Raw genomic sequence first — 21,760 nt, forward strand, 5'->3', positions numbered from 1 at the left:
CAGGTCGGGGGGCGCAGGCCAGAAAAAAACCGGTACTCGATACCGTAAAAGATTTTAAAGCACCTGCCTTTGCAGGCAATTAGCTTATGCAAGAAATGCTGATTAAAGGGCTGTCGTTACCGATAGAAGGCTTCGACCTTGCCTTTTAATTTAGTCATCAAGGGATTGCCCTTGCGATCCAGCGCCTTGCCGGCCGGGACTTTAACCCATCCCTCGCTGATGCAATATTCTTCAACATCGGAGCGCTCTTTATCGTTCAGCTTAATGCCAACGTCATGTTCAAATATGGCAGCGTCGAAGTAAGGGCTGCGAGGATCGATCGAGAGTCTGTCGGGTAGCGTAGGGAGGTGTGCAGTATCGTTCATGCCCGCAATTATCAACTATAAGATTAAGCAAAACAAATTTTTTGTTACGCTTCGCCAATCATTCGTTAGCTGCTGGCAGTTGTATCCGCAGTCAAGGAGAGATATCTGCTCCTCTGATAAAAACTGCGATGGTTAAGACGCTTCATTAATATGCTTAAGTATCGGCTCCGGAGTGAGCGAAAGAATCCGGAACTAAACGCGCTTTTTTGACATCGCCAACTTCATGAATCAGATCTATCAGCGCACGTAGTCCGGCTGGTACGTGACGGTGACCAGAATAGTAAAGGCAAAGCCCTGGCATTGGCGCCATCCAGTCATCCAGGACGCGAATCAAGCGTCCGCTTGCCAAATCATCTGCAACGTACCATTCGGCCAGTTGAGCCAAGCCTATGCCTAGTCGAGCGGATTCCAGCATCATGATGGGGTTATCGAGCACGAGAGGCCCGGGTACATCTATGTTGAGAATATCGTTGCCTCGTACAAACTCCCAGGGCGATAAAATTCCGCTTGGAAGACGGGCGCGAATGCACGCATGCTGGGCGAGATCCATTGGCGTCGCAGGCTTGGGATGCCGGTCGAAATAGTTGGCAGATGCCACAACCACCATTGGGACATCTTCGCTGAGAGAAACGCGAATCATGTCACGCGGAACCCTCGGACTTAAACGGAGGCCGGCATCGAAACCTTCGGCCACGATGTCCACCAACCTTCCGTCTGTCACGATGTCGATCGTCATGCCGGGATATCGGAGCAAGAACGTCTGCATGATGGGTTGGAAGATCATGAGCGCTGCGCCAAGTGAACTGTTGATGCGTAAGGTCCCGCTCAGGCTCTTCTTTTGATCGCTGACGGCAATCATTGCATCCCGTATCTGTGTCACGGCGGGCTCAACCTGACTGACGAATTGCCGACCCGCTTCAGTGAGGGATACGCTGCGCGTAGTGCGGTGAAATAGCCGCGCACCTAACCTTGCCTCCAGACCTGCAACAGCATTACTGACAGCCGACGTAGACATATCCAATTCGACCGCAGCTGCGCGAAAGCCGTGACGTCTGGCTACGGCGAGCACCACTTCCAATTCTGTCAAACCACTTTTATTCATTGTTCCGATTTTCGAAATAACTCGTCCATATTTGACCATATTATCAAAACAATGGTTTGTCCCTAAACTTCAAGCATTAAGAACTTCAACAGCAAAAGTCGGGAGTTAAGGCCATGTGGAACATCAATCAGGCATACATTGGGGGTGCGTTTGTGCCCGTGCAAGGAACCGAGATTGTAGAAGTCATCAATCCGGCGACGGAACAGCTTATTGGCAATGTAACGCTGGCAAATCGGGATGATGCGAAGCGCGCAATCGCCGCCGCACAGTGTGCGCAACGAACGTTTGGCCGCAGTACCAAAGCTGAGCGCATCGACATGTTAAGGCGTCTTCAGTCTGCGGTGTTGGCGCGCACGGAGCTGATTCGGGAGACGGCTATTGAAGAATATGGCGCTCCTGTGGCTCGCGCCCAATGGGTCAGCCAATATGCTTCGCAGTGCTTTGCCAATGCCGCGCAAACACTGGAGCGCTATCAATTCGCACGACATGTAGATGCGACTACCGTCATCATGGAGCCGGTCGGCGTCGCGGGCCTCATCGCGCCCTGGAATAGTACCGCCGGCACGATTTGCAGCAAGCTGGCTTCGGCAATTGCAGCCGGTTGCGCGTCGGTCATTAAACCCAGTGAGTTGAGTCCTATCCAGACTCAGGTGGTCGCGGAGGCTCTGCATGATGCAGGTTTGCCAGCTGGCATCTTCAATATTCTGCTTGGTCGCGGTATGGATGTGGGTGATGAAATCAGTACCAGTCCTGGCATCTCAAAAATATCATTCACTGGTTCCACAGGGACCGGCAAGCTGATCGTCCGCGCGGGTGTGGACAGCATGAAACGGGTGAGCCTCGCCCTGACTGGCAAGTCCGCCGCCATCGTTTTGGATGATGCCGATCTCGCCAAGGCCATTCCTCTTGCATTGCATGCGGCCTTCATGAACAACGGTCAGGCTTGCGTCGCCGGTACACGCCTGCTGGTTCCGAGAAAAGATCTTAATGAAGTTATAGAACTGGTACATGACTTGGTCAGCGCTATGCGCGTGGGCGATCCGCGCGACCCGGCTACGCTCATCGGTCCACTCGTCAACCATGGCCAATATGAGCGCGTGCAACATTTCATTCGTCGCGGCCAGGAGCAGGGCGCTCGCCTGATTGTCGGCGGCGAAGGACGGCCGGACAATCTGGAAAAAGGTTACTTTGTAAGGCCTACCGTATTTGTCGATGTTCGCAATGACATGGACATTGCCCGTGAAGAAATTTTCGGGCCGGTGCTGTCTATCCTGACCTACGAGAGCGAGGATGAAGCGATCGCTGTTGCCAACGATTCTAACTACGGTTTGCAGGCGTATATTTTTTCGTCGCAACAGAATCGCGCCAGGCACATCGCGGCACAACTGGAAGCTGGCACTGTACTGATCAACCGCATTGGCCCCGACCTTCTCGCGCCATTCGGAGGCGTCAAGCAGTCAGGGATAGGCAGGGAGTTCGGCGTATTCGGTTTGGAAGCATTCCTCGAGCCGAAGGCTATCGTAACGGAATAGCCGGTGGTGTGAATCACTATCGGATATTGCGCATATCCGCCAAATCGTAATACGTGGAATTTATTCAGATCATCGTGCGTCAGACGTTAGAGCGCGACAACGCTCAGCTCACCTTAGCGAAGTGCATTTCTATTTATTTAGACACATTTTCTGAGATCACATTTCTTAATACTAGCCTGGCCTCCAGCCCGCCATCAGGGTGATTGCGCAAGGCCAGCGTTCCATTCATGGTGGCCGCGAGTTGCCGTGCAATTGCCAACCCCAAGCCTGATCCGCCAGTATCGCGATTGCGCGATGCCTCCAAGCGGTAAAACGGTTCAAATACTTTATCTAACTCCGTTTCAGGAATTCCGCTACCGTTGTCGCGCACTAAAATAACAATGCTACCGTCTGTTTCCGTTTCAATCGACAGTTGTGCCGCACCGGTATATTTGAGCGCATTGTCGACGAGATTGCCAAGAATCCGGCGCAGACCGTGAGGACGTGTCACTAATGATGTCTTGGCGCTACCGGTCAAGGTGACTGTGTGACCGACATCCTGATAATCGCCTACCAGACTCTCCAGCAGGGAATCAGGATCAATCCGACATGGCGTCTCTGGCGTACCAAACGAGGTACGTGCATAAGCAACGCCATCCCGCACCAAAACTTCCATCTCCTGCAGGTCGCGATTCATCTTTTCACGTTGGATCTCGTCGTCCATCATGTCAGCTCGCATGCGCATGCGGGTAATCGGCGTTTGCAGGTCGTGTGAAATCGCAGCGAGAATCTGCGTTCGTTCGGCCATGTACGCGCCGATGCGATCTTGCATGGAATTGAATGCCCGTGCTGCAAGCGTCACCTCAAGTGGCCCACTCTCTGGCAAGCGGTCCGTCTTCAGATCGGGGCCAAGGCCGTCGGCAGCATTCGCAAACCGCGCCAATGGGCGCGTTATCAGACGTACGCCTATCCATGTGAACACTGCCAGCAGCAACAGTTGCAAAGTCAGGACGACCGGCAACCATGGCGAAACAGGCAGGCCCGATGGCTGCATGTCGATTGTGAGCGGTGTGCCGTCACTGAGTTCAATATGCGCCTGGACGCGATCAGGGTGTCCAGGTACCGCGTTCGCAGTCACGCGATACTGCTTCCCGATTGCTTTTAAAAAGGAATCTGCAATCCGCTTCGATAATTTGCTGTCTGGTACATGACCGGATTCTCCCGCTTCCAGAGAAAAGCTGTAGGTGCGTCGTTCCAGCCGTGGAAGCCAGTCGGCTCGCTCGGCATTTGGCAGCCGATCGAGCAGCGCGACGGAACTGGCAACATCCTGCTCCAGATAGCCCAGCATGAGTCCGGTGGTAGCTTCGCGTCGTTCGTTGATGATGAGCCAGTACGACAAGGCATGCGCGGCAGCCAATCCGACGAAAAAAATCAGCGTCAGCCGCATGAACAAGGTGCGAGGCAAGCCCAGGCGCAGCTTCATCATGTCGGACCATCCATCACGTCCACTGCGGACGAGAATACATATCCCTCGCTGCGCAGGGTCTTGATATAGCGCGGTTCGCGTGCGTCATCGAGCAAACGCTGGCGCAAGCGGCTCACGAGCAAATCAATGGAACGATCAAACATATCAGAGTCGCGTCCCTGCGTGAGATTCAGCAATTGATCACGCGTCAATACGCGTTGCGGATGATCGAGAAAGACCCGCAGCAGCCGGTATTCGGCACCACTCAATGACACCATTGTGCCTTGCCGATCCAGCAAGTGACGAGCGACCGTATCAAGCTTCCAGTCGCCGAAGGCGATGAACTGCCCAGGCTCATTGATCTGCAGGTTGGGCGGCAGCATGCGCGCGCGCCGCAGTACGGAGCGAATACGTGCAAACAGCTCGCGTACCGCAAACGGTTTGGTCAAATAGTCATCGGCGCCCATCTCCAGTCCGACGATGCGATCCGTCTCTTCACTACGCGCTGTCAGCATCAAGACGGGCAACGCCCGCCATTTGCTGGCACGCAGCTCTCGACAGAGGGTAAGTCCGTCTTCTCCAGGCAGCATGAGATCGAGTATGACGAGGTCGAATTGGTGCTGCTCCAGCAACGCTCGCATCTGTCGCCCATTGGCAGCAACCGTGGCGCGCATGCCATTTTTTTCGAGATAGACGGCGAGCAGTTCACGGATCTCGCGATCGTCATCGACGATCAGGATGTGGTCAGTATTTTCCATTTTTAAATCTTAACTTAAGGCGGCAGGCACGCGATTGGCTGGAAGCCATCAGCGAACAGGTCAATGGGTTGGCGATTTCGGCCGTCATGCCACCGAACAAAAACGCCAAGGTTGCTAGAAAACGCTTCATAGGTGTTCTCCTTGAATTGGGATGTTGCCTTTATAACCCAGTGCACGCGTGACTTTGTATCGCAGTGTATCCGGCATGAGCGTCGATACAAAACATTGCACTAGCCCCTTTTTTTGACACATCCGGGATACGCACGGACGGTTAAATACGCTCATCCAACAAGGAGGATCGTATCGTGAACAATCTTATCGAAGCACCACTGGCTTTACTCGCAGGCGTATTGACCATCGCGTCGCCTTGTGTTCTGCCCATCCTGCCCATCGTTCTGGGCAGCACTTTGCAGCGCATCAATCGTACCCGTCCTCTCTTCATCGTTGCCGGTTTTGTTTTGACATTTGCCGCACTCGGCATGTTGCTGGCCAGTGCTTCCCGGCATGTAGTCATCGCGCATGAAACGCTGCGCCTCACCGGCATCGTCATGTTGATGTTGACGGGTCTGCTCATGCTGTGGCGACAACCTTATGAATGGGCGATGACGCGCGTCGGCGGCCTCCTGAATCGCGTTGGTCCCGCTGCAGGAACCAGCGATCACGGGAATCTTGGCGGTTTTCTTCTGGGCATGTCGCTCGGTGCTGTGTGGACACCCTGCGCGGGTCCTGTACTCGCCTCCATCCTGGTGCTCGTCGCCAAGGCACAAGACATCGGCTGGTCCGCCACCTTGCTCATTCTCTACGCAATCGGTGCCGGTATTCCGATGTTGATCATTGCCTACGGCGGGCAGTTCATCACCACCCGCGTACGTATTCTGGCTCGGCATACCCATAGGCTGCAACAGGTTTTCGGCGTACTGATTTTACTGACCGGCCTCGCCATTTACTTCCAGTACGACGTACTGATTTATGCATCGCTGGCTGACCTTTTTCCCACCTTGAAAGGATTCTGAAATGAAATCGAAAATTAAAACCATGCTGGCCATTACCGCGCTCTTTGCCGCAACCGCACATGCGGCTCCAGCCCCAGCCCTAGCTGATGCCACGAAGCAGACGCCCGAATTTGTCGGCATTGAAAAATGGCTGAATTCAGAGCCGCTGACCATGCAGCAACTGCGCGGCAAGGTCGTGCTAGTGGATTTCTGGACCTACACCTGTATCAACTGCATTCGTACTCTGCCGTACGTCAAGAGTTGGTATGAAAAATACAAGGATAAAGGCCTGGTGGTTATAGGCGTACATACGCCGGAGTATCCGTTCGAGCGTTCGACCGACAACGTGAAGAGTGCGATCAAGCGCTTTGGCATTACGTATCCGGTTGCGCAAGACAACCAGTACGCAACCTGGAATGCATACAGCAACCGTTACTGGCCGGCAGTTTATTTGACCAATAAAAAAGGACAGGTCGTCTACAAACATTTCGGTGAAGGCTCGTATCAGGAAACCGAAGCTGCAATCAAGGCCTTACTCGCGCAGCCGGAATGACATTCGTTTTATACACGGCGCCGTGTGGTAACGACGGCACAACACATATTATCTCAGCTGAAAGGAAGTCGTCATGAACAACATCTATAGAAACTTATTGAAGAGCACTTTCACCATTGCATTGGCCGCGTCAGGAGTAGCTCTGCCCGCAGCTTCCTTTGCTGGCGCTGCGTCTTCACCCAAGCCCACCATAGTTTTGGTGCATGGTGCCTTTGCCGAGTCGTCAAGCTGGGACGGCGTCAGCGCCAAGTTGATCGCCGACGGATACAAAGTAGTCGGCGCGGCCAATCCACTGCGTAGCGTAAAAAGCGATGCAGCATATATATCTGGCATTGTGAAAAACATCCCCGGGCCGGTGATCCTGGTTGGCCATTCCTATGGCGGCTCCGTCATCTCCACTGCAGCAAACGGCAATCAAAATGTTAAAGGCTTGGTCTATGTAGCGGCCTTTGCACCAGATACCGGTGAAACCGCAATTGGCCTGTCGTCGAAATATCCTGGCAGCACTTTGGGTTCTGCCTTGGCACAACCAGTCACTCTGGATGATGGCGGAAAGGATCTGTACATCGATCAGTCGAAATTCCGCGACCAGTTTGCGGCTGATGTGCCAGCTGGAAAAGCCAAATTAATGGCAGCGGCTCAGCGTCCTATTACGGAAGCCGCCATTGTCGAAGCATCTGGCGAGCCAGCATGGAAAAACATTCCATCCTGGTTTGTGTACGGCAAAGCCGATAAGAACATCCCGGAAGCTACATTGGACTTCATGGCTAAACGGGCCAATTCCCAAAAGACCGTCGCCATCAAAGGCGCATCGCACGTCGTGATGACATCACATCCGGTTGAGGTATCTCAGTTGATCGAAACAGCGGCCAAGGACGCGATTAAAAATACCAAGTAAAGCGCGATTCACGGGCGAAGAAATTTTCGTCCGTGAACACAAGCGATCCGACAGATGCAACCGTGATGAATCAATTGGTGTATCGAATCATCTTTTTGTATCCGTATGTATCAGCCCTTTTACAGATACACAGGCATACAAAACCCCGTGTTACAGACACAGCGAAGATACAAGCGCGTCTTAAAGTTTGTCCATGCGGATTGAAACGAAGCCCGCAATCGAACATGACTTTTCTTAATTGCCAAGCAAAAAACGTTTAATTTAAACAGGAGAACTACCGTGACCCAAACCACAAAAGTACTGTACACAGGCAAAACCCTTACATCCTCAGGTGGCCGTGATGGCTCCTCACAAAGTTCTGATGGTCGTCTCGACATCAAGCTGTCTTCGCCAGGTTCTGCTGGCAACGGTACCAATCCGGAACAACTATTCGCTGCCGGCTGGTCCGCATGTTTTATCGGCGCGATGGGACTGGCTGCCGGCCAATTGAAGATCAAACTGCCAGCCGATCTGTCCGTTGGTGCAGAGGTCGATTTGTGCAATGCGGACGGTGCTTACTTCCTGCAAGCGCGTCTGAATGTCAGCGTGCCGGGTTTTGAACGTGATGTGGTGCAGGCGTTGGTCGACGTAGCACATCAGACCTGTCCGTATTCCAAAGCCACGCGCGGCAACATCGACGTTGTGATCAATCTGATCTAAGTCAGCTATGTGCGCAGAGCTGCAGTAGAGCTCTGCGATAGCAATTCAATTCGACTAAGGAAATAATCGTGTCCAAAATTTCATCATCACTAACCCGTCGCAACTTTCTTGCTGGCGCCGCATTAGCCGGCGCCTCAAGCATGTTGCCGGGATCATTGTTTGCGGCAACCGCAGACAATTCGATCAGGCCGTTTCGCATCCATGTTCCTGAAGCAGCAATCATTGATCTGCGTCGCCGTCTGGCAGCGACGCGCTGGCCGGATCGGGAGACAGTCTCGGATCAATCCCAGGGCGTACAACTGGCAAAGCTCCAGCCACTCGTCCAGTACTGGGGAACAGAATACGACTGGCGCAAAGCCGAAGCGAAGCTGAACGCGCTGCCGCAATTCATTACGAAGATTGACGGACTTGACATTCAGTTTGCACATATCCGCTCACGCCATCCGAATGCCATGCCGCTGATCATGACCCATGGCTGGCCCGGTTCTATTTTCGAATTGCTGAAGACGGTGGGCCCACTGACCGATCCCACTGCTTATGGCGGACGCGCGGAGGACGCTTTTCACCTCGTCCTGCCCACCTATCCGGGTTACGGTTTTTCCGGCAAGCCAGCGAAGGGAGTCGAATGGACTCCTCCGAAGGTCGCCCGCGCTTGGCACGAACTGATGCAGCGCCTGGGATACAAACGCTATGTAGCTCAAGGCGGCGACTGGGGTGCAATCATTTCGGAAGTGATGGCAATTCAGGCACCCGCTGGATTACTGGGTGTCCACACCAACATGCCAGGTACTGTGCCCCCGGATGTCGTGCAGCTTGTCCGCACCCGTCAGCCGGTCCCGGCCGAGTTTTCCGCCGAGGAAAAGGCGGCCTATGCTTCACTCGATATCTTCTACAACCATGGTTTCGGGTATGCCGAGATGATGAACACTCGCCCGCAGACTCTTGGCTACTCGCTGGCGGATTCACCTGTCGGTATGGCGGCCTTTTTCTACGAGAAGTTTGCCACCTGGACCTATACCGGTGGGCAGCCAGAGCGGGCATTTACCCGTGATGAAATGCTCGACGATATTTCTTTGTACTGGCTCACCAACACAGGCACGTCGTCCTCTCGGTCCTACTGGGACGCTGCTCAACTGGGCGGCGGCCCCTTCACGGCCAGGGATGTCCCCAAGGTGCCCGTCGCGGTGACGGTTTTTCCAGGCGAAATTTATCAGGCGCCTCGGAGCTGGGCTACGCGCAACTACCACAACCTCATCTATTTCAACGTGGTTGAAAAGGGCGGTCACTTCGCAGCATGGGAAGAACCGGCGCTGTTTAGCGCAGAAATTCGGGCAGCTTTCAGATCCCTGCGCTGATTCCATTGCACTTGACTGCTACAAAAATCAGCTAGTGATAATTGAAACGCTAAGAAAGTACGGGGTTCGAGAGAAGTCCGTACTCCATTTCGTATTCATTAATTTACCAATCTCGCCCGTCGTGCGGATTGAGCGAAGAAACTTCATATGAATACCATCGACGGCCTTGCAATTGACGGTGGCATGTCTTCATCGCAATCAACCTTCAGGAGAAAGCCATGACTGAAACAACTAACTTTAAACGCAGACACTTCTTGAACACGGCAGCTCTCGGACTCGTGGCCGCACAAATGGGATTACTGACAAGCGCCAATGCTGCGTCTTCCGGCACCAGTTCCCTTAGTACCGCTGCAGGTATTTCACCGGGCACCAATTGTTTTTCAGATATCAAACAGATAAAAGCCGGCTTGCTTGATGTGGGCTACGTGGATGTTGGTCCAGCGCATGGTATTCCCGTGTTGCTGATACACGGCTGGCCGTATGACATTCATGCCTTTATCGATGTTGCACCGATCCTGGCCGCAGCCGGATATCGCGTCATCATTCCACACCTGCGGGGTTATGGCAGCACACGATTCCTATCGAATGACACGCTGCGCAATGGCCAGCAGGCGACGTTTACTGCCGATATGGTTGCCTTCATGGATGCGCTGAAAATCGATCAGGCCATTGTGGCCGGATTCGACTGGGGAGCCAGGATCGCCGCTACCTTGGCCGCTTTATGGCCGCAGCGTTTCAAAGCCTTGGTATCGGTCAGCGGCTATCTGATCGGCAGCCAGGAAATCAATCGCAAGCCGCTTTCTCCCAAGGCGGAGCTGCAATGGTGGTACCAGTATTACTTTGCAACGGAACGCGGCGAGCTCGGATACCGTGCGAATACCCATGAGTTTGCGCGCCTGATCTGGGAACTCGCTTCGCCGCAGTGGAAGTTTGACGATGCGACTTTTTTCCGTTCCGCAAAGTCTCTCGACAATCCGGATCATGTCGCCATTTCGATCAGTAACTACCGTTGGCGGTTGGGACTGGCACCAAGTGAAGCAAGGTATGACGAACTGGAAAAACAACTCGCCAAGTTTCCCGATATTAGCGTGCCTACCATTACGATGGAAGGCGATGCCAACGGCGCACCTCACCCAGATCCCAAAGCCTATGCGAAGAAATTTACTGGCAAATACGCACACAGATCGGTGAATGGCGGAATCGGACACAATCTTCCACAGGAAGCACCGCAAGCATTTGCGCAGGCGATTCTGGACGTGGCAAAGCTGATTTGAAAAGGACTTTCACTACCAAGGTGAATCGAAACGTTGCTGTGAACTGACAACCCGTCTTCGCGTAAGCAGGATCAGTTTGATCGTGGCAGTCGCCAAGTTGCTTACCCACGTTGCGTACTTTGACCTGGATTTTGTATCGCTATGTATCTATAGGTTTCTGCGATACAGAATCTTGCATAACTGCGTATTCGTGACACATGGCAGATACGACAGCTTGGTTGAATACAGGTACGTCATTGACGCAGCGATAGTGCATCAATGACCGGAACTATTTTATTTATCTGATAAGGAAACAATCATGACTCAAGACTCAAAAGTTCTGTACACCGGTAAAACACACACTACATCCGGTGGACGTGATGGCACTGCACGCAGCGCGGATGGTCGCCTGGATATCATGCTGTCTTCGCCAGGTTCCAAAGGCGAGGGCACGAATCCAGAGCAACTGTTCGCAGCAGGCTGGTCAGCCTGCTTCATTGGTGCAATGGGCAAGGCAGCTGGCAAAATGAATATCAAGTTGCCAGCTGACCTGACCGTCGATGCCGAGATAGATTTGTGCAATGCAGAAGGTGCCTATTTCCTGCAGGCCCGCCTGAATGTCAGTCTCCCAGGCGTTGAAAAGGACGTCGCACAGGCAGTCGTCGATGCAGCACATCAAACCTGTCCTTACTCCAAGATGACGCACGGCAATATCGATGTCGCAATCAACTTGGTCTAAACGGTACTGACGAACCTGCGCAATAGGTGGCGGGTTCAAAGAAAAGGGGGCCGGATCGTATCCAGCCTCGATTCATTTTTTACTCAAGATGCGCTCAGGTTCAACATGACTAAAAAAACCGCACTCGTGATACGCCACGTTGGATTCGAGGATCTTGGCAGCATGGCCAGTCCGCTTCTTCAGGCCGGATATCAGGTGGAATATATCGATTCGGCCGAGGTAGATTTGACCACCATCGATCCGTTCGCTGTCGACATTTTGTTGTCCTGGGTGGCCCGATCGGTGTCTATGATGGAGCCTCCTATCCCTTCATCACCCATGAGCTGCAGATACTCAAAAGTCGCATGGCGGCAGATATGCCGACAATGGGAATATGCCTCGGCGCACAGTTGATGGCACACGCGCTCGGCAGCCGTGTTTATCCCGGACCTGCAAAAGAAATCGGGTGGTCTTCGCTGAAATTATCTGATGCGGGAAATAACACTCCGCTTCGCCATCTGGAAGGGCATGCCGTATTGCATTGGCATGGCGATACGTTTGATCTTCCGGAACATTGTGATTTGCTGGCCTCTACCGAAATTTACAGAAATCAGGCGTTCGCTCGCGGAACGAAAATTCTCGGCCTGCAGTTTCATCCCGAGGTTGTGGCCACCAAGTTCGAAAGCTGGCTGATTGGTCACGCATGCGAACTCGCTGCCGCGAAAATCAGCCCGCAGATTCTGCGAGCAGAAACCCTGATGCACGGCAAAGGGCTTGCACAGGCAGCCGACCTTCTGTTCGCTGAATGGCTGTCGAAAATTAGATAGACATCTTCATGCAGTAGCGATTTTGGTGCCGCTCAGGCCAATAAGGGATTGGCGTCATCGCTTACTGGATAAGTATCGTCAAACAAGAGGCGCGCGACATTCGCTGTCGGCGCAAAAGCGGACACTCAATTTTTATTCCCGTCCTCAGATGAAGGTGAATGGGCTGGTGGCCGTACTGGGGAAGAGGGAAGGCTTGCGGTAGCAAGCCTTTAGCGAGTATTTAAAGCAAGCGACAGGCAATGTTGTCACTCGCTTTTATATTAGGCCCTGGAAATGTTCTCAACCTGCAGTTCAAGTTTGGCCTTCAGGTCCGGATCGAGTTTTAATTCTTTTGCCAATTGATCCAGATAGGCACGTTCCATGAAGGTTTCCTCATCGACGATGAGTAAGCTCGCCAGATACATCTCGGCCGCCATTTCCGGCGTGCTGGATGCACGCGCCACCGCGGCTGGATCAAGCGGGCGGGTCAATTCTTCATGCAGCCAACGCTGGTCGCTCGCTTCTTCCGAGAGCTTCGCCATTTCCTGTTCGAGCAACTGCGTTTCTTCAGGCCCGATATGACCATCTGCCTTGGCAGCACCGATCATGGCAATCAGAATTGCCGAACTGTGTTGTTCAGCCTGCGCGGCAGGCAGTCTATCCAGCGTTTGCGGTTCGACATTAACCGGACTGCCGGTTTGCTGTGCCTTGTCGCGCTGCCAGTCGCCATAAGCTTTGAAAGCCAACGCCCCCAATGCCGCCATGCCGCCATAGAGTGCAAGATTGCCACCCATTTTGCGCGCCTTTTTGCTGCTCAGAAGCATAGCTAGCGCACCACCACTGATGGCGCCGCCGCCAAATCCCGTCAATAACGAAGACAACCCATTGCCGCCCGACTGATTATTTCCGGATTGGCTGCCCCCGAGAAGGCCCCCTAGTTTGTCCTGTAGTCCATTCAAAGCGCCGCCACTTTGCTGGCCGTTACCCCATTGTTTGGCTAAATCCTGGCCGGACCGCAATAGTTGATCCAGTATGTGACGTGTACTCACTATGATTTCCTTGTGTATGTTGGGACAGGTTCATTGACCGGAAAATCCAGACTTTGTTCAATTTTCGTTAATAGTGGGAAAAGCCTTAGATTCATGGGATGGCAATGACCTGCTCCCCGAGATTGCGGTGACAATCAACAGAAAGGCCGTCTCCTTAACAAATGTTTCGATGCTGTTGCCATCAACATTCAGCAAGCAGAGAGCGAACCAATTTTTGCGTAAAAGGTGCCACCAGCATCACCACCGGAAATGCTACTAGCCACGCCGTAAGCCAGGCGCTAGTCCATAAGTCGAATAGCTCGCTGGATAAGCCCACGGCGCGAAACGTTGCAATCCCCGACACCAGAAGTGACATCAAACCAGAAAGAATCAGGCTGAATAGCATCGGTCCATACTTCTTTGGGATCATGGCATCACCTCCAGACACCGATCGGCAGCGGACACTCGGTGCAATGTTTCAGCGAAATTTTTCCCAAACAGCCGCGCCGTTTTTATGTCGCCGGGAACAAAAGAATCCGCTGATGCAGAGTGGCCTGCCTGCGCCATCAGGCCAGACCATGAGCCCAATCGATTTGCGGCCTCCTCATAGGGCACGCCTCGATGCTGTTCTGGAATGACTGGATTGCCGGCCCAAAGCATTCCATGCTGCATGCAAAAAGTGAACAGGGAGATTAATGTCGTTTGCTTGTCTCCCGCAGGCAACGACGACACAGTGAAGCCGGACGCCAATTTTCCCTTCAACTGCTGGCTGCGCCAAAGGCCACCAGTGGCGTCCATGAATATCTTGAATGTTCCGGATACTCCGCCCATGTAGGTCGGCGAGCCAAGCAGGAAGCCATCGAATTGCAGCATACCTTCAGGTATAGAGGTCAACTCTTCTGCGGTGAGGATGTGAACTTCGGTATCGGATACCATCCTGGCACCCTCGGCAACATGATGGGCAATGTGCTGCGTGTGGCCATGGGCACTGTGATAAATAACGGCAATTTTTTTCATTTCTCTGACTCCATATAATGTTGAGATTGATTGCTGCAGGACACCCCGTTCATCGCAATATCCATTCGATGATGCTGGCAGACAGGAAGAGGCCTATACCAAAAATGGTGTGATTGACTACGCTTCTGATACAACTCTTAATTGGTGTCGGGGTCTTCGATGCTGCGATCCCCAGGCCCATGGCTGGCTGCATGACCAGCAAAGGAATCAGAACGGTGCTCACACCAATCAGGAGCGCCGGCGTCAAAGAGGGGTTCGTTATCCAGACAGTGCCAAACACACTGACAAGTAGTCCTGCGAAGACGATCCCGACGGCATAGTGGATAAGCCATCCAAGCATGAGCTCCCCTGAAATGGGCGCCGCTTTCGCAATTGATTCGTGGGCAAACTTGCCTCTAAATAAATGGCCGCCCCATCGGCCAATGAAGGCAAAGTTGAGGGTTTGTACGCCGAATTGTTTCAGGAACATAAGCCAGATATCCATGATCAACGTAGCGCCGCAACCAACGATTACGATCCTCGAAATTACTTGCAGTGATGTCATGACGCACTCCTTGACGGTTGACGATTAAGCTTCTGAAGAGCATTCTAGAAGTTCAAGTCGACTTCAAGTCAAGGGGTGTTGGGATGGATATTGCAGAAGTGAGTAAACGTACTGGAGTGCCTTCATCGGCGCTGCGTTATTACGAACAGAAAGGGCTTATCACCGCTGTCCGTGAGCCGGGTGCCCGACGCCGATTTTCTACAAATGTGCTGGATCAACTGGCCTTGATTTCTTTAGGGCAGGTCGCCGGACTTTCTCTGGACGAAATTAGGTCCATGCTTTCGCAAAACGGAGCGCCTCAGATTGATAAACACACGCTGACAGCCAAGGCGGACGCAATTGATGCCCAGATCAAGCGACTGAGGGCTATGAGCAAAGGACTACGACATGCGGCTGCCTGTCCAGCCCCCAGTCATGTGGAGTGCCCGAGTTTTCAGAAGCTACTTAAAGCCGCGGCTTCCGGTGCTTTGGAGGAGCGCTGGGGTAAAACCAGATTCAACGCACTCCATAAGTAGGGAAGTTTCCCGACGCATACTGGAAATGCGGAGGCTGCGCAGTTACAAGCGGTCGGCTGTAACACCTGCAGCGCGAAAACTTAGTCAGCCATCTTTTTGCTGAAACACTCCAGCAGAAAATCGATGAAAGCCCGGGCGCGTGCGCTTTGATTGCGCCGGTTTGCGTAGTACACGAACAGGTCGGCAGATGGCAAGTTGTAATCTGGCAGGATGACTTTCAAGCGGCCACTTTCCAGATACTTGGCCAAATCCCATTCCGAACGGATGAGGATGCCGTGCCCGTCGAGCGCCCAGCCGAGGACGATGTCGCCGTCATTACTCGATAGCGCGCCCTGGACTTTCATCACTTCGTTTTGCTGATCGCGTGTGAAGCGCCAGATGCCGTAGGCTTCATCGTTTTGCCTGTGAATGATGCAGCGATGCTGCGCTAGATCGGCGAGGGTGGTGGGCGTACCGTGCTGCTCCAGATACCGCGGAGATGCGCACAAAAATCTTCTGTTGGTCATCAGGCATCGGGCATTCAGCCTTTGATCCGGCAATTCGCCAAAACGGATCGCCATATCAACACCGCTCTCGACCAGATCAACCGGCTTGTCGGTTAGTTCGACTTGCATCTCTACGTGTGGATGACGGTTGACGAACTCCGAGACCAGCGGAGCGATCGTCGTGCGGCCGAATCCCAGTGTGGCGTTCACGCGCAACAGGCCGCGCAAATCCGTCTTGCTGCTGGATACCGCATCTTCCATTTCGCGCAGCTGTTGCAGGATGCGCGTCGCATGCGATAGATACGTTTCGCCTTCATTGGTCAGACTGATGCTGCGGGTGGTGCGATTGATCAGGCGCACGCCGAGTCTGGCTTCTAGCTGCGCCAATCGCTTGGTGGCGGCGGGCGGCGTGATATCGAGCGCACGCGCAGCGGCAGACAGATTGCCGTGACGCGCGATCAGGATAAAAAATTCGAGTTCAGATGCAAGGTCGTTTTTCACTGAAGCAGTATTCACTAAAAGTTAATAATCAACTGATTTTGGGTGAAGCATAAGCGTACTTTCAGCGGATATGCTGACGACTATGTTGAAGATGCCGTGACCCGGCAGACACCGAATAGTGAGGAAACCCCATGAGAATCGTCGAAATCCGCGAAAAAACCCTGCCCATCAGCTCGCCCATACGCAATGCCTATATCGACTTCAGCAAGATGACACTGAGTCTGGTTGCTGTAATTACGGACGTCATCCGGGATGGCAAGCCGGTCGTCGGTTACGGTTTCAACTCAAACGGCCGCTACGGACAGGGCAAACTGATGCGCGAGCGCTTCATTCCGCGCTTGCTGGAAGCTGATACCGATTCCTTGATCAATGATGCCGGCGACAATTTCGACCCGCACAAAATCTGGGCGACCATGTTCACGAATGAAAAGCCGGGCGGTCATGGCGAGCGTTCTGTGGCGATCGGCACTATTGATATGGCCATTTGGGATGCCGTGGCCAAGATCGCAGGCCAACCGCTATTTCAATTGCTGGCAGATCGTTACGGTAACGGCACGCCGAATCGCGAAATTTTTGTCTACGCTGCCGGCGGTTATTACTATCCGGGCCAGAATCACGAAAAGCTCAAGGATGAGATGCGCAGTTACATCGACCGCGGTTATACGGTGGTCAAAAAGAAGATAGGTGGCGAGTCGCTGGATGAAGACTTGCGTCGTATCGATTCCGTGCTGAGTGTGCTGCAGGACGGGCAGAAACTCGCCGTCGATGCGAACGGTCGTTTTGATCTGGACACCGCGATCCGGTATGCCAAGGCGCTTTCGCAATACGATCTGTTCTGGTATGAAGAGGCAGGCGATCCGCTGGATTTCGAGTTGCAGGCGACCTTGCGCAACTACTACAAAAACCCGATGGCGACCGGGGAAAACCTGTTTTCGATGCAGGATGCGCGCAACCTGATCCGCTACGGCGGCATGCGTGCGGATCGTGATTACCTTCAATTCGACTGCGCCTTGAGTTATGGCCTGGTCGAATATCTTCGTACGCTAGACATGCTGCAAGAACACGGTTGGTCGAGAACCCGCTGCATTCCACACGGCGGGCATCAGATGTCCTTGAATATTGCAGCCGGCCTTGGGCTGGGCGGTAACGAATCGTACCCGGATTTGTTCCAGCCTTTTGGCGGGTTCCCGGATGGTGTGAAAGTACAGAACGGGTACATCACGATGCCGGATTTGCCGGGCATAGGTTTTGAAGGAAAGGCTGATCTCTATCTGCAGATGCAGAAACTGTTGGCTTGATTTGCCTCCAGCCACATCGATAACGTCGGTGTGGCATCGAGACGGGCGGGTGTTGAAATCGTCATGCCATCAAGCAAGATGGTGATTTTGGGTGCTAATAAAAAGTGATTGAAAACAAGGAAATGCATAAAGTGAATTATTAATTAAATTTTCTAATTATTTGATTTTAATAATACTTTTAACTTAAAAATAAATCACTTTAAGTATTCATCGTTGGTAATACCTGTCTCTTTGCAGGTTTCCTGCGGGAACATGTATTCATGCGCGATTGCTCGCGCTCGGTATTCGTTTTGCCGCTAGTGCTTGTATTGAAGTTGATGCAGATCGTGATCATTTTTGGCCGCGAAAACGAATCGGGATGCAAGATGTAAAGCGATGCAGTAGTGGACAGACTTACTTCGTCATCAACCGCCTGAGCATGAAGCTCACGCCATCTACCACCGCAACCATCAGCAACATGGCCACGATCACGCTGGCTGCCTGCTGCATCTGGAACAGCGATAGATGGAATTTCAGCATCTGCCCCAGACCGCCCGCGCCGACCACGCCGAGAATTGCCGCCGCCCGAATATTGTTCTCCCACCGATACAGCGTGTAAGACATCAATTGCGGGCTGCATTGCGGCAAGGTGGAATAAAGAAATGCCGCAACCGGATTGACGCCATTGGCACGCAAGGTTTCTTCCGGCAAGGGCGAGCAATTTTCAAATGCTTCAGCAAACAGGCGTCCCAGCACACCTATCGTATGCAAGGCCAAAGCCAGCGTCCCTGCAAACGGACCGAGTCCGGCCGCGATCAATAGCACCGATGCCCATACCAGTTCAGGTATGGAGCGCAGCACATTCAACACGGCGCGGGTCGCCAATCGAGCAGTGTTGCCAAAGCGACCGCTGGCGGGCAAGCCGATCAAGACGCCTAAGAAAGCGGCAATCAGAGTGCCGATCGCCGACATGGCGAGGGTCTCGAAGGTGGCGATACCGATTTTTTTGAGAAAGGCAGGAGCCGTTTCCGGCGGCGAAAATCCGCGTAAAAACTCAATGCTGGTGCGCACCGCTTCTGCGTCGAAAAAGGCATGCAATTTCAATGGCAGCGAAGCAAAGCTGGCCACCACCAGCAGCACGATACCGGCGAGCAGCGTAATGGTTGACCATTGCAGGGACGGTCGTACCGGGAAATTTTGGGCAAGCACAGGCTTCATTCCAACCTCCTGCGCAACATGCCTGACACACCGTCAGCCGCGGCAACCAGCAGCACGAAGACGATCAGCATGGTCGACAACTCGTCGCCGGCCATCATCTTGATGGATTCATCCATACGCTGGCCCAGACCGCCGGCACCGACAAAGCCCATGACGACCGAGCCGCGGATCGCACATTCCCACCGATAAACCGTGTAGGACACCAGTTCTGCCGCAGACTCGGGCAGGGCGCCATACAGAAAAGCTGCCAGCCGACCACTGCCGTTTTGCAGCAAATTATTGCAAGCCGTCGCATCCGATGATTCCAGTATGTCTGCATAGACCTTGCCGAGCATGCCGCAGTAAGTCAGCGCAATCGCGACGACGCCAGCGGTCGGGCCCAGACCGACGATACGTACCAGCAGTAGTGCCCATACCAGTTCCGGCACGCTGCGTAACAGGATCAGCAACCATCGCACTGCATTGCGGAATGCGGTCGGCATCAGGGATGCGCGGCCTTTGCCCAAACGTGAAATGGATAGCCGTTCGGTCGCCAGCAAGGTCAACGGTATCGCACCCAGCAATGCCAGCGTCATGCCGGCGGTTGCCATTGCAACCGTTTCCCAGGTGGCGCCCAATACCATTTGCAAGAATTCCAGCGTATGCGCCGGCGGGAAAAAGCTGGAAACGAAATTCCAGGTTGCGCGCAAGCTTTGTGCGTCGAACAGGATCCAGGGCTTGAACTCCGCCTGCACCAGCATTGGCCACAGTATCAGCAACACCACGCCGAAACCCAGCACGCGACCGCGCCATGCCGGATCAGGGCCGGCTTTGCGAAGGGGAAGTGTGTTCGACATAGTGCTGGCGTTAGCGGTGAAAGATGAAAAATGAAGGAAAAAGGGGCATGAGGTGTGTCAGTTGTGCAGCGTCTTTAGCGCAACATCAGCAGCGTGGTATCGGATCAATGACGGCCAATTTGGTCATGTCATCTGCAATATTTACCTCAGCTTCGTCCTGGCTGTTCTGGTACAGCGCTGCAATCATCGCATCGCTGACCTCGGCATTGGCTGCATCAAATACAACACGGCCATCGCGCAGCCCCACAATGCGCGGGAAGTTAGCACGCGCGAGTTCGACCTGATGCAAGCTGCAAACCAGCGTTGCATTGCGCTGTTGCGCTTCCTGCTGCAAGACCTTTAGCGTTTGCAGCGCAAGCGTTGGGTCGAGTGCCGATAGCGGTTCATCAACCAGAAAAGCTTCCGCTTTGGATACCAAAGCACGCGCCATCCCGCAGCGTTGACGCTCGCCACCAGACAGTCTATCGACGCGCGCATACAGTTTGTCTTGCAGATTAAAAGGCATCAAAGCTTGATAGGCGGCATCAACTTCTACCGGCTTGATCAAAGAGCGTACGGCTTGCCACACGCTCCACTGCGGCAACGCACCCGCCAATACCGCGTTCACGACGCGCTGACGCGGCGGCAACGGTGGCGTTTGCGGTGCGAGGAAAAGGCGCGCGCGCATCCGATGCCGTTCCGTACTGGCGATATGCCAAGGCTGGATATCGAATACCTGTAGCTCGCCTTGCACGGGCTTAAGCGCGCAGGCAAGGGTGTGCAGCAGGCTGGTTTTGCCAGCGCCGGAGGGGCCTATCAATGCGACTTGTTCGCCTTGCTGTATCGAGAGCGATACCTCACGCAAGGCAAAGGAATCCTGGGCAGCACCGCTGTGGCGTGTGCTGATTTTCTGAAGGTGAAATGTCATCCGTGGAAATGGGATAGGCCTGAGCCCATCTCTGCAAGCTTGCAGAGATGGGCTTCAAGATAGTTATTTCAGCAAACCGGCGTTACGTGCCGCGGCTTCGATCGCCTTGTAGTTTTCCGGCTTGGTAGGAATAAAACGGGTCGCGCGCTGCAGGTCCAGGATTTCCTTGTCTTGCGGATTCTTGGCATCCAGCGCCAGGAAAGCATCCGTCAATTTTTTGCGGACCACAGGATTCATGTCGGAACGCACACTCCAGTTGTAATCGTAATAGCCGGGTGTGGTGTAAAACACGCGCACCTGCTGCGGATCGACCTTACCGGCTGCGACCAGTTTTTCCCATACCGAGATATTCAGTGCGCCTGCATCAACCTTGCCGCCTGCCACTGCGGCGACGGTTGCATCATGTGCGCCAGAGAAGGCAACGCGCTTCATGTCGGTATCCGGATCGACTTTCGCATCCAGCAAGAAGGAACGTGGCATCAAATGACCGGATGTCGAGGACTCGGAACCAAAGCTGAAATTCTTACCTTTCAGGTCGCTGAGTTTGGTGATGGATTTGTCGGTGGTGATGAAGACGGATTTGAATTTTTCATCTTCTTCACGCTGCACCAGCGGCACAACCTTGCCGCCACTACGCACATTGGCCTGCACAAAGGTAAAGCCGCCAAACCAGACCATGTCCAGCTTGTTATTGATCAAGCCTTCGACTGATGCGGCGTAATCGGTCACAGGCGTAAATTCAACCTTCATGCCCAGTTTTTGCTCCAGATAATTACCCAGCGGCTTGAACTTGCGCTGCAATTCGGTCGGTGCCTCATCAGGGATTGCTGATACACGCAATACCTGCTGCGCCTGCGCGAAACCAGTCATGCCGATCGTGAGCGTAGCAAGGACCGCTGCCGCCAAGGCAGGGAATTTAGGAAGTGAAAGACGAGTCATGGAGTGCCATTCTTATAG

At 53.5% G+C, this 21,760-nt stretch carries 25 protein-coding genes; 11 read left to right on the forward strand and 14 right to left on the reverse strand.

Going from position 1 to position 21,760, the window contains the following annotated elements; translation table 11 throughout:
• Positions 1-116 precede the first annotated feature (116 nt).
• On the reverse strand, positions 117-365 hold the full coding sequence (locus ACFQO0_RS13825; protein WP_382235601.1) for a DUF3297 family protein: 249 nt from the start codon (positions 363-365) through the stop codon (positions 117-119).
• 154 nt (positions 366-519) lie between these two features.
• Complete coding sequence (locus tag ACFQO0_RS13830) at positions 520-1,467, reverse strand: LysR family transcriptional regulator (RefSeq protein ID WP_382235603.1); 948 nt, start codon at positions 1,465-1,467, stop codon at positions 520-522.
• Between the two features lie 113 nt (positions 1,468-1,580).
• On the opposite strand from ACFQO0_RS13830, the gene ACFQO0_RS13835 reads away from it, so the two are divergent.
• The gene (locus ACFQO0_RS13835) at positions 1,581-2,999 is read left to right on the forward strand and encodes an aldehyde dehydrogenase family protein (RefSeq protein ID WP_382235604.1); all 1,419 of its coding nucleotides are present in this window, start codon (positions 1,581-1,583) and stop codon (positions 2,997-2,999) included.
• A gap of 133 nt (positions 3,000-3,132) precedes the next feature.
• Here the strand turns inward: ACFQO0_RS13835 and ACFQO0_RS13840 are convergent, their stop codons facing one another.
• Genes ACFQO0_RS13840 through ACFQO0_RS13850 form a run of 3 tightly spaced genes read right to left on the reverse strand, consistent with a single transcriptional unit; the run spans position 3,133 to position 5,331 of the window.
• Positions 3,133-4,464 carry an ATP-binding protein gene (locus ACFQO0_RS13840; protein ID WP_382235605.1) on the reverse strand — a complete coding sequence of 444 codons (1,332 nt, stop codon included), beginning with the start codon at positions 4,462-4,464 and terminating at the stop codon, positions 3,133-3,135.
• A complete protein-coding gene (locus ACFQO0_RS13845; RefSeq protein ID WP_382235607.1) occupies positions 4,461-5,201 on the reverse strand; it encodes a response regulator in 741 nt (246 codons plus the stop codon). Before ACFQO0_RS13845 ends, ACFQO0_RS13840 begins: the two co-directional genes overlap by 4 nt.
• On the reverse strand, positions 5,188-5,331 hold the full coding sequence (locus ACFQO0_RS13850; protein WP_382235609.1) for a hypothetical protein: 144 nt from the start codon (positions 5,329-5,331) through the stop codon (positions 5,188-5,190). Before ACFQO0_RS13850 ends, ACFQO0_RS13845 begins: the two co-directional genes overlap by 14 nt.
• 175 nt (positions 5,332-5,506) lie before the next feature.
• Here ACFQO0_RS13850 and ACFQO0_RS13855 point away from each other — a divergent pair, with 175 nt between their 5' ends.
• From ACFQO0_RS13855 to ACFQO0_RS13890, 8 genes are all read left to right on the forward strand, one after another.
• A complete protein-coding gene (locus tag ACFQO0_RS13855; protein ID WP_382235611.1) occupies positions 5,507-6,214 on the forward strand; it encodes a cytochrome c biogenesis CcdA family protein in 708 nt (235 codons plus the stop codon).
• A 1-nt stretch (position 6,215) separates the two neighbouring features.
• Positions 6,216-6,746, forward strand: coding sequence for a thioredoxin family protein (locus ACFQO0_RS13860; protein ID WP_382235613.1), 531 nt, complete (start codon positions 6,216-6,218; stop codon positions 6,744-6,746).
• 73 nt (positions 6,747-6,819) lie between these two features.
• Positions 6,820-7,644 carry an alpha/beta fold hydrolase gene (locus ACFQO0_RS13865; RefSeq protein WP_382235615.1) on the forward strand — a complete coding sequence of 275 codons (825 nt, stop codon included), beginning with the start codon at positions 6,820-6,822 and terminating at the stop codon, positions 7,642-7,644.
• A gap of 279 nt (positions 7,645-7,923) precedes the next feature.
• Entirely contained in the window at positions 7,924-8,343 is a 420-nt protein-coding gene (locus ACFQO0_RS13870) for an organic hydroperoxide resistance protein (protein ID WP_382235617.1), read from the forward strand.
• Positions 8,344-8,411: 68 nt separating this feature from the next.
• Positions 8,412-9,698, forward strand: a complete 1,287-nt coding sequence (locus tag ACFQO0_RS13875) for an epoxide hydrolase family protein (protein WP_382235619.1) — start codon at positions 8,412-8,414, stop codon at positions 9,696-9,698.
• Between the two features lie 218 nt (positions 9,699-9,916).
• On the forward strand, positions 9,917-10,972 hold the full coding sequence (locus ACFQO0_RS13880; RefSeq protein ID WP_382235621.1) for an alpha/beta fold hydrolase: 1,056 nt from the start codon (positions 9,917-9,919) through the stop codon (positions 10,970-10,972).
• A 298-nt stretch (positions 10,973-11,270) separates the two neighbouring features.
• Entirely contained in the window at positions 11,271-11,690 is a 420-nt protein-coding gene (locus tag ACFQO0_RS13885) for an organic hydroperoxide resistance protein (RefSeq protein ID WP_382235623.1), read from the forward strand.
• Between the two features lie 278 nt (positions 11,691-11,968).
• Positions 11,969-12,496 (forward strand): glutamine amidotransferase, encoded by a 528-nt coding sequence (locus tag ACFQO0_RS13890; RefSeq protein WP_382235940.1) that lies wholly within the window; start codon positions 11,969-11,971, stop codon positions 12,494-12,496.
• A 260-nt stretch (positions 12,497-12,756) separates the two neighbouring features.
• Here the strand turns inward: ACFQO0_RS13890 and ACFQO0_RS13895 are convergent, their stop codons facing one another.
• The 4 genes from ACFQO0_RS13895 to ACFQO0_RS13910 all read right to left on the reverse strand — a co-directional run bounded on the left by ACFQO0_RS13895 (position 12,757) and on the right by ACFQO0_RS13910 (position 15,064).
• Positions 12,757-13,524 (reverse strand): tellurite resistance TerB family protein, encoded by a 768-nt coding sequence (locus tag ACFQO0_RS13895; protein WP_382235625.1) that lies wholly within the window; start codon positions 13,522-13,524, stop codon positions 12,757-12,759.
• Between the two features lie 181 nt (positions 13,525-13,705).
• A complete protein-coding gene (locus ACFQO0_RS13900; protein ID WP_382235627.1) occupies positions 13,706-13,933 on the reverse strand; it encodes a DUF2798 domain-containing protein in 228 nt (75 codons plus the stop codon).
• Entirely contained in the window at positions 13,930-14,520 is a 591-nt protein-coding gene (locus ACFQO0_RS13905; RefSeq protein WP_382235629.1) for a flavodoxin family protein, read from the reverse strand. Before ACFQO0_RS13905 ends, ACFQO0_RS13900 begins: the two co-directional genes overlap by 4 nt.
• A 49-nt stretch (positions 14,521-14,569) precedes the next feature.
• Positions 14,570-15,064, reverse strand: a complete 495-nt coding sequence (locus tag ACFQO0_RS13910; protein WP_382235631.1) for a DUF2938 domain-containing protein — start codon at positions 15,062-15,064, stop codon at positions 14,570-14,572.
• A gap of 83 nt (positions 15,065-15,147) precedes the next feature.
• On the opposite strand from ACFQO0_RS13910, the gene ACFQO0_RS13915 reads away from it, so the two are divergent.
• Complete coding sequence (locus ACFQO0_RS13915; protein ID WP_382235632.1) at positions 15,148-15,579, forward strand: helix-turn-helix domain-containing protein; 432 nt, start codon at positions 15,148-15,150, stop codon at positions 15,577-15,579.
• A gap of 80 nt (positions 15,580-15,659) precedes the next feature.
• Here ACFQO0_RS13915 and ACFQO0_RS13920 read toward each other — a convergent pair whose 3' ends face one another.
• Positions 15,660-16,565 (reverse strand): LysR family transcriptional regulator, encoded by a 906-nt coding sequence (locus ACFQO0_RS13920; RefSeq protein ID WP_382235634.1) that lies wholly within the window; start codon positions 16,563-16,565, stop codon positions 15,660-15,662.
• A gap of 131 nt (positions 16,566-16,696) precedes the next feature.
• Here ACFQO0_RS13920 and ACFQO0_RS13925 point away from each other — a divergent pair, with 131 nt between their 5' ends.
• On the forward strand, positions 16,697-17,863 hold the full coding sequence (locus tag ACFQO0_RS13925; RefSeq protein ID WP_382235636.1) for a mandelate racemase/muconate lactonizing enzyme family protein: 1,167 nt from the start codon (positions 16,697-16,699) through the stop codon (positions 17,861-17,863).
• 393 nt (positions 17,864-18,256) lie between these two features.
• On the opposite strand, the gene phnE is transcribed toward ACFQO0_RS13925, so the two are convergent.
• From phnE to ACFQO0_RS13945, 4 genes are all read right to left on the reverse strand, one after another.
• A complete protein-coding gene (gene phnE, locus ACFQO0_RS13930; protein ID WP_382235638.1) occupies positions 18,257-19,060 on the reverse strand; it encodes a phosphonate ABC transporter, permease protein PhnE in 804 nt (267 codons plus the stop codon).
• Positions 19,057-19,896, reverse strand: coding sequence for a PhnE/PtxC family ABC transporter permease (locus ACFQO0_RS13935; protein ID WP_382235640.1), 840 nt, complete (start codon positions 19,894-19,896; stop codon positions 19,057-19,059). Before ACFQO0_RS13935 ends, phnE begins: the two co-directional genes overlap by 4 nt.
• 85 nt (positions 19,897-19,981) lie before the next feature.
• Positions 19,982-20,803, reverse strand: coding sequence for a phosphonate ABC transporter ATP-binding protein (locus ACFQO0_RS13940; protein ID WP_382235642.1), 822 nt, complete (start codon positions 20,801-20,803; stop codon positions 19,982-19,984).
• Between the two features lie 63 nt (positions 20,804-20,866).
• Positions 20,867-21,742: a putative selenate ABC transporter substrate-binding protein gene (locus ACFQO0_RS13945; RefSeq protein WP_382235644.1), complete on the reverse strand. Its 876-nt coding sequence runs from the start codon at positions 21,740-21,742 to the stop codon at positions 20,867-20,869.
• Between the last annotated feature and the right edge of the window lie 18 nt (positions 21,743-21,760).

Origin of the sequence: Herminiimonas aquatilis, from assembly GCF_042665175.1 — a bacterium.
GTDB lineage: Bacteria > Pseudomonadota > Gammaproteobacteria > Burkholderiales > Burkholderiaceae_D > Oxalicibacterium > Oxalicibacterium aquatilis.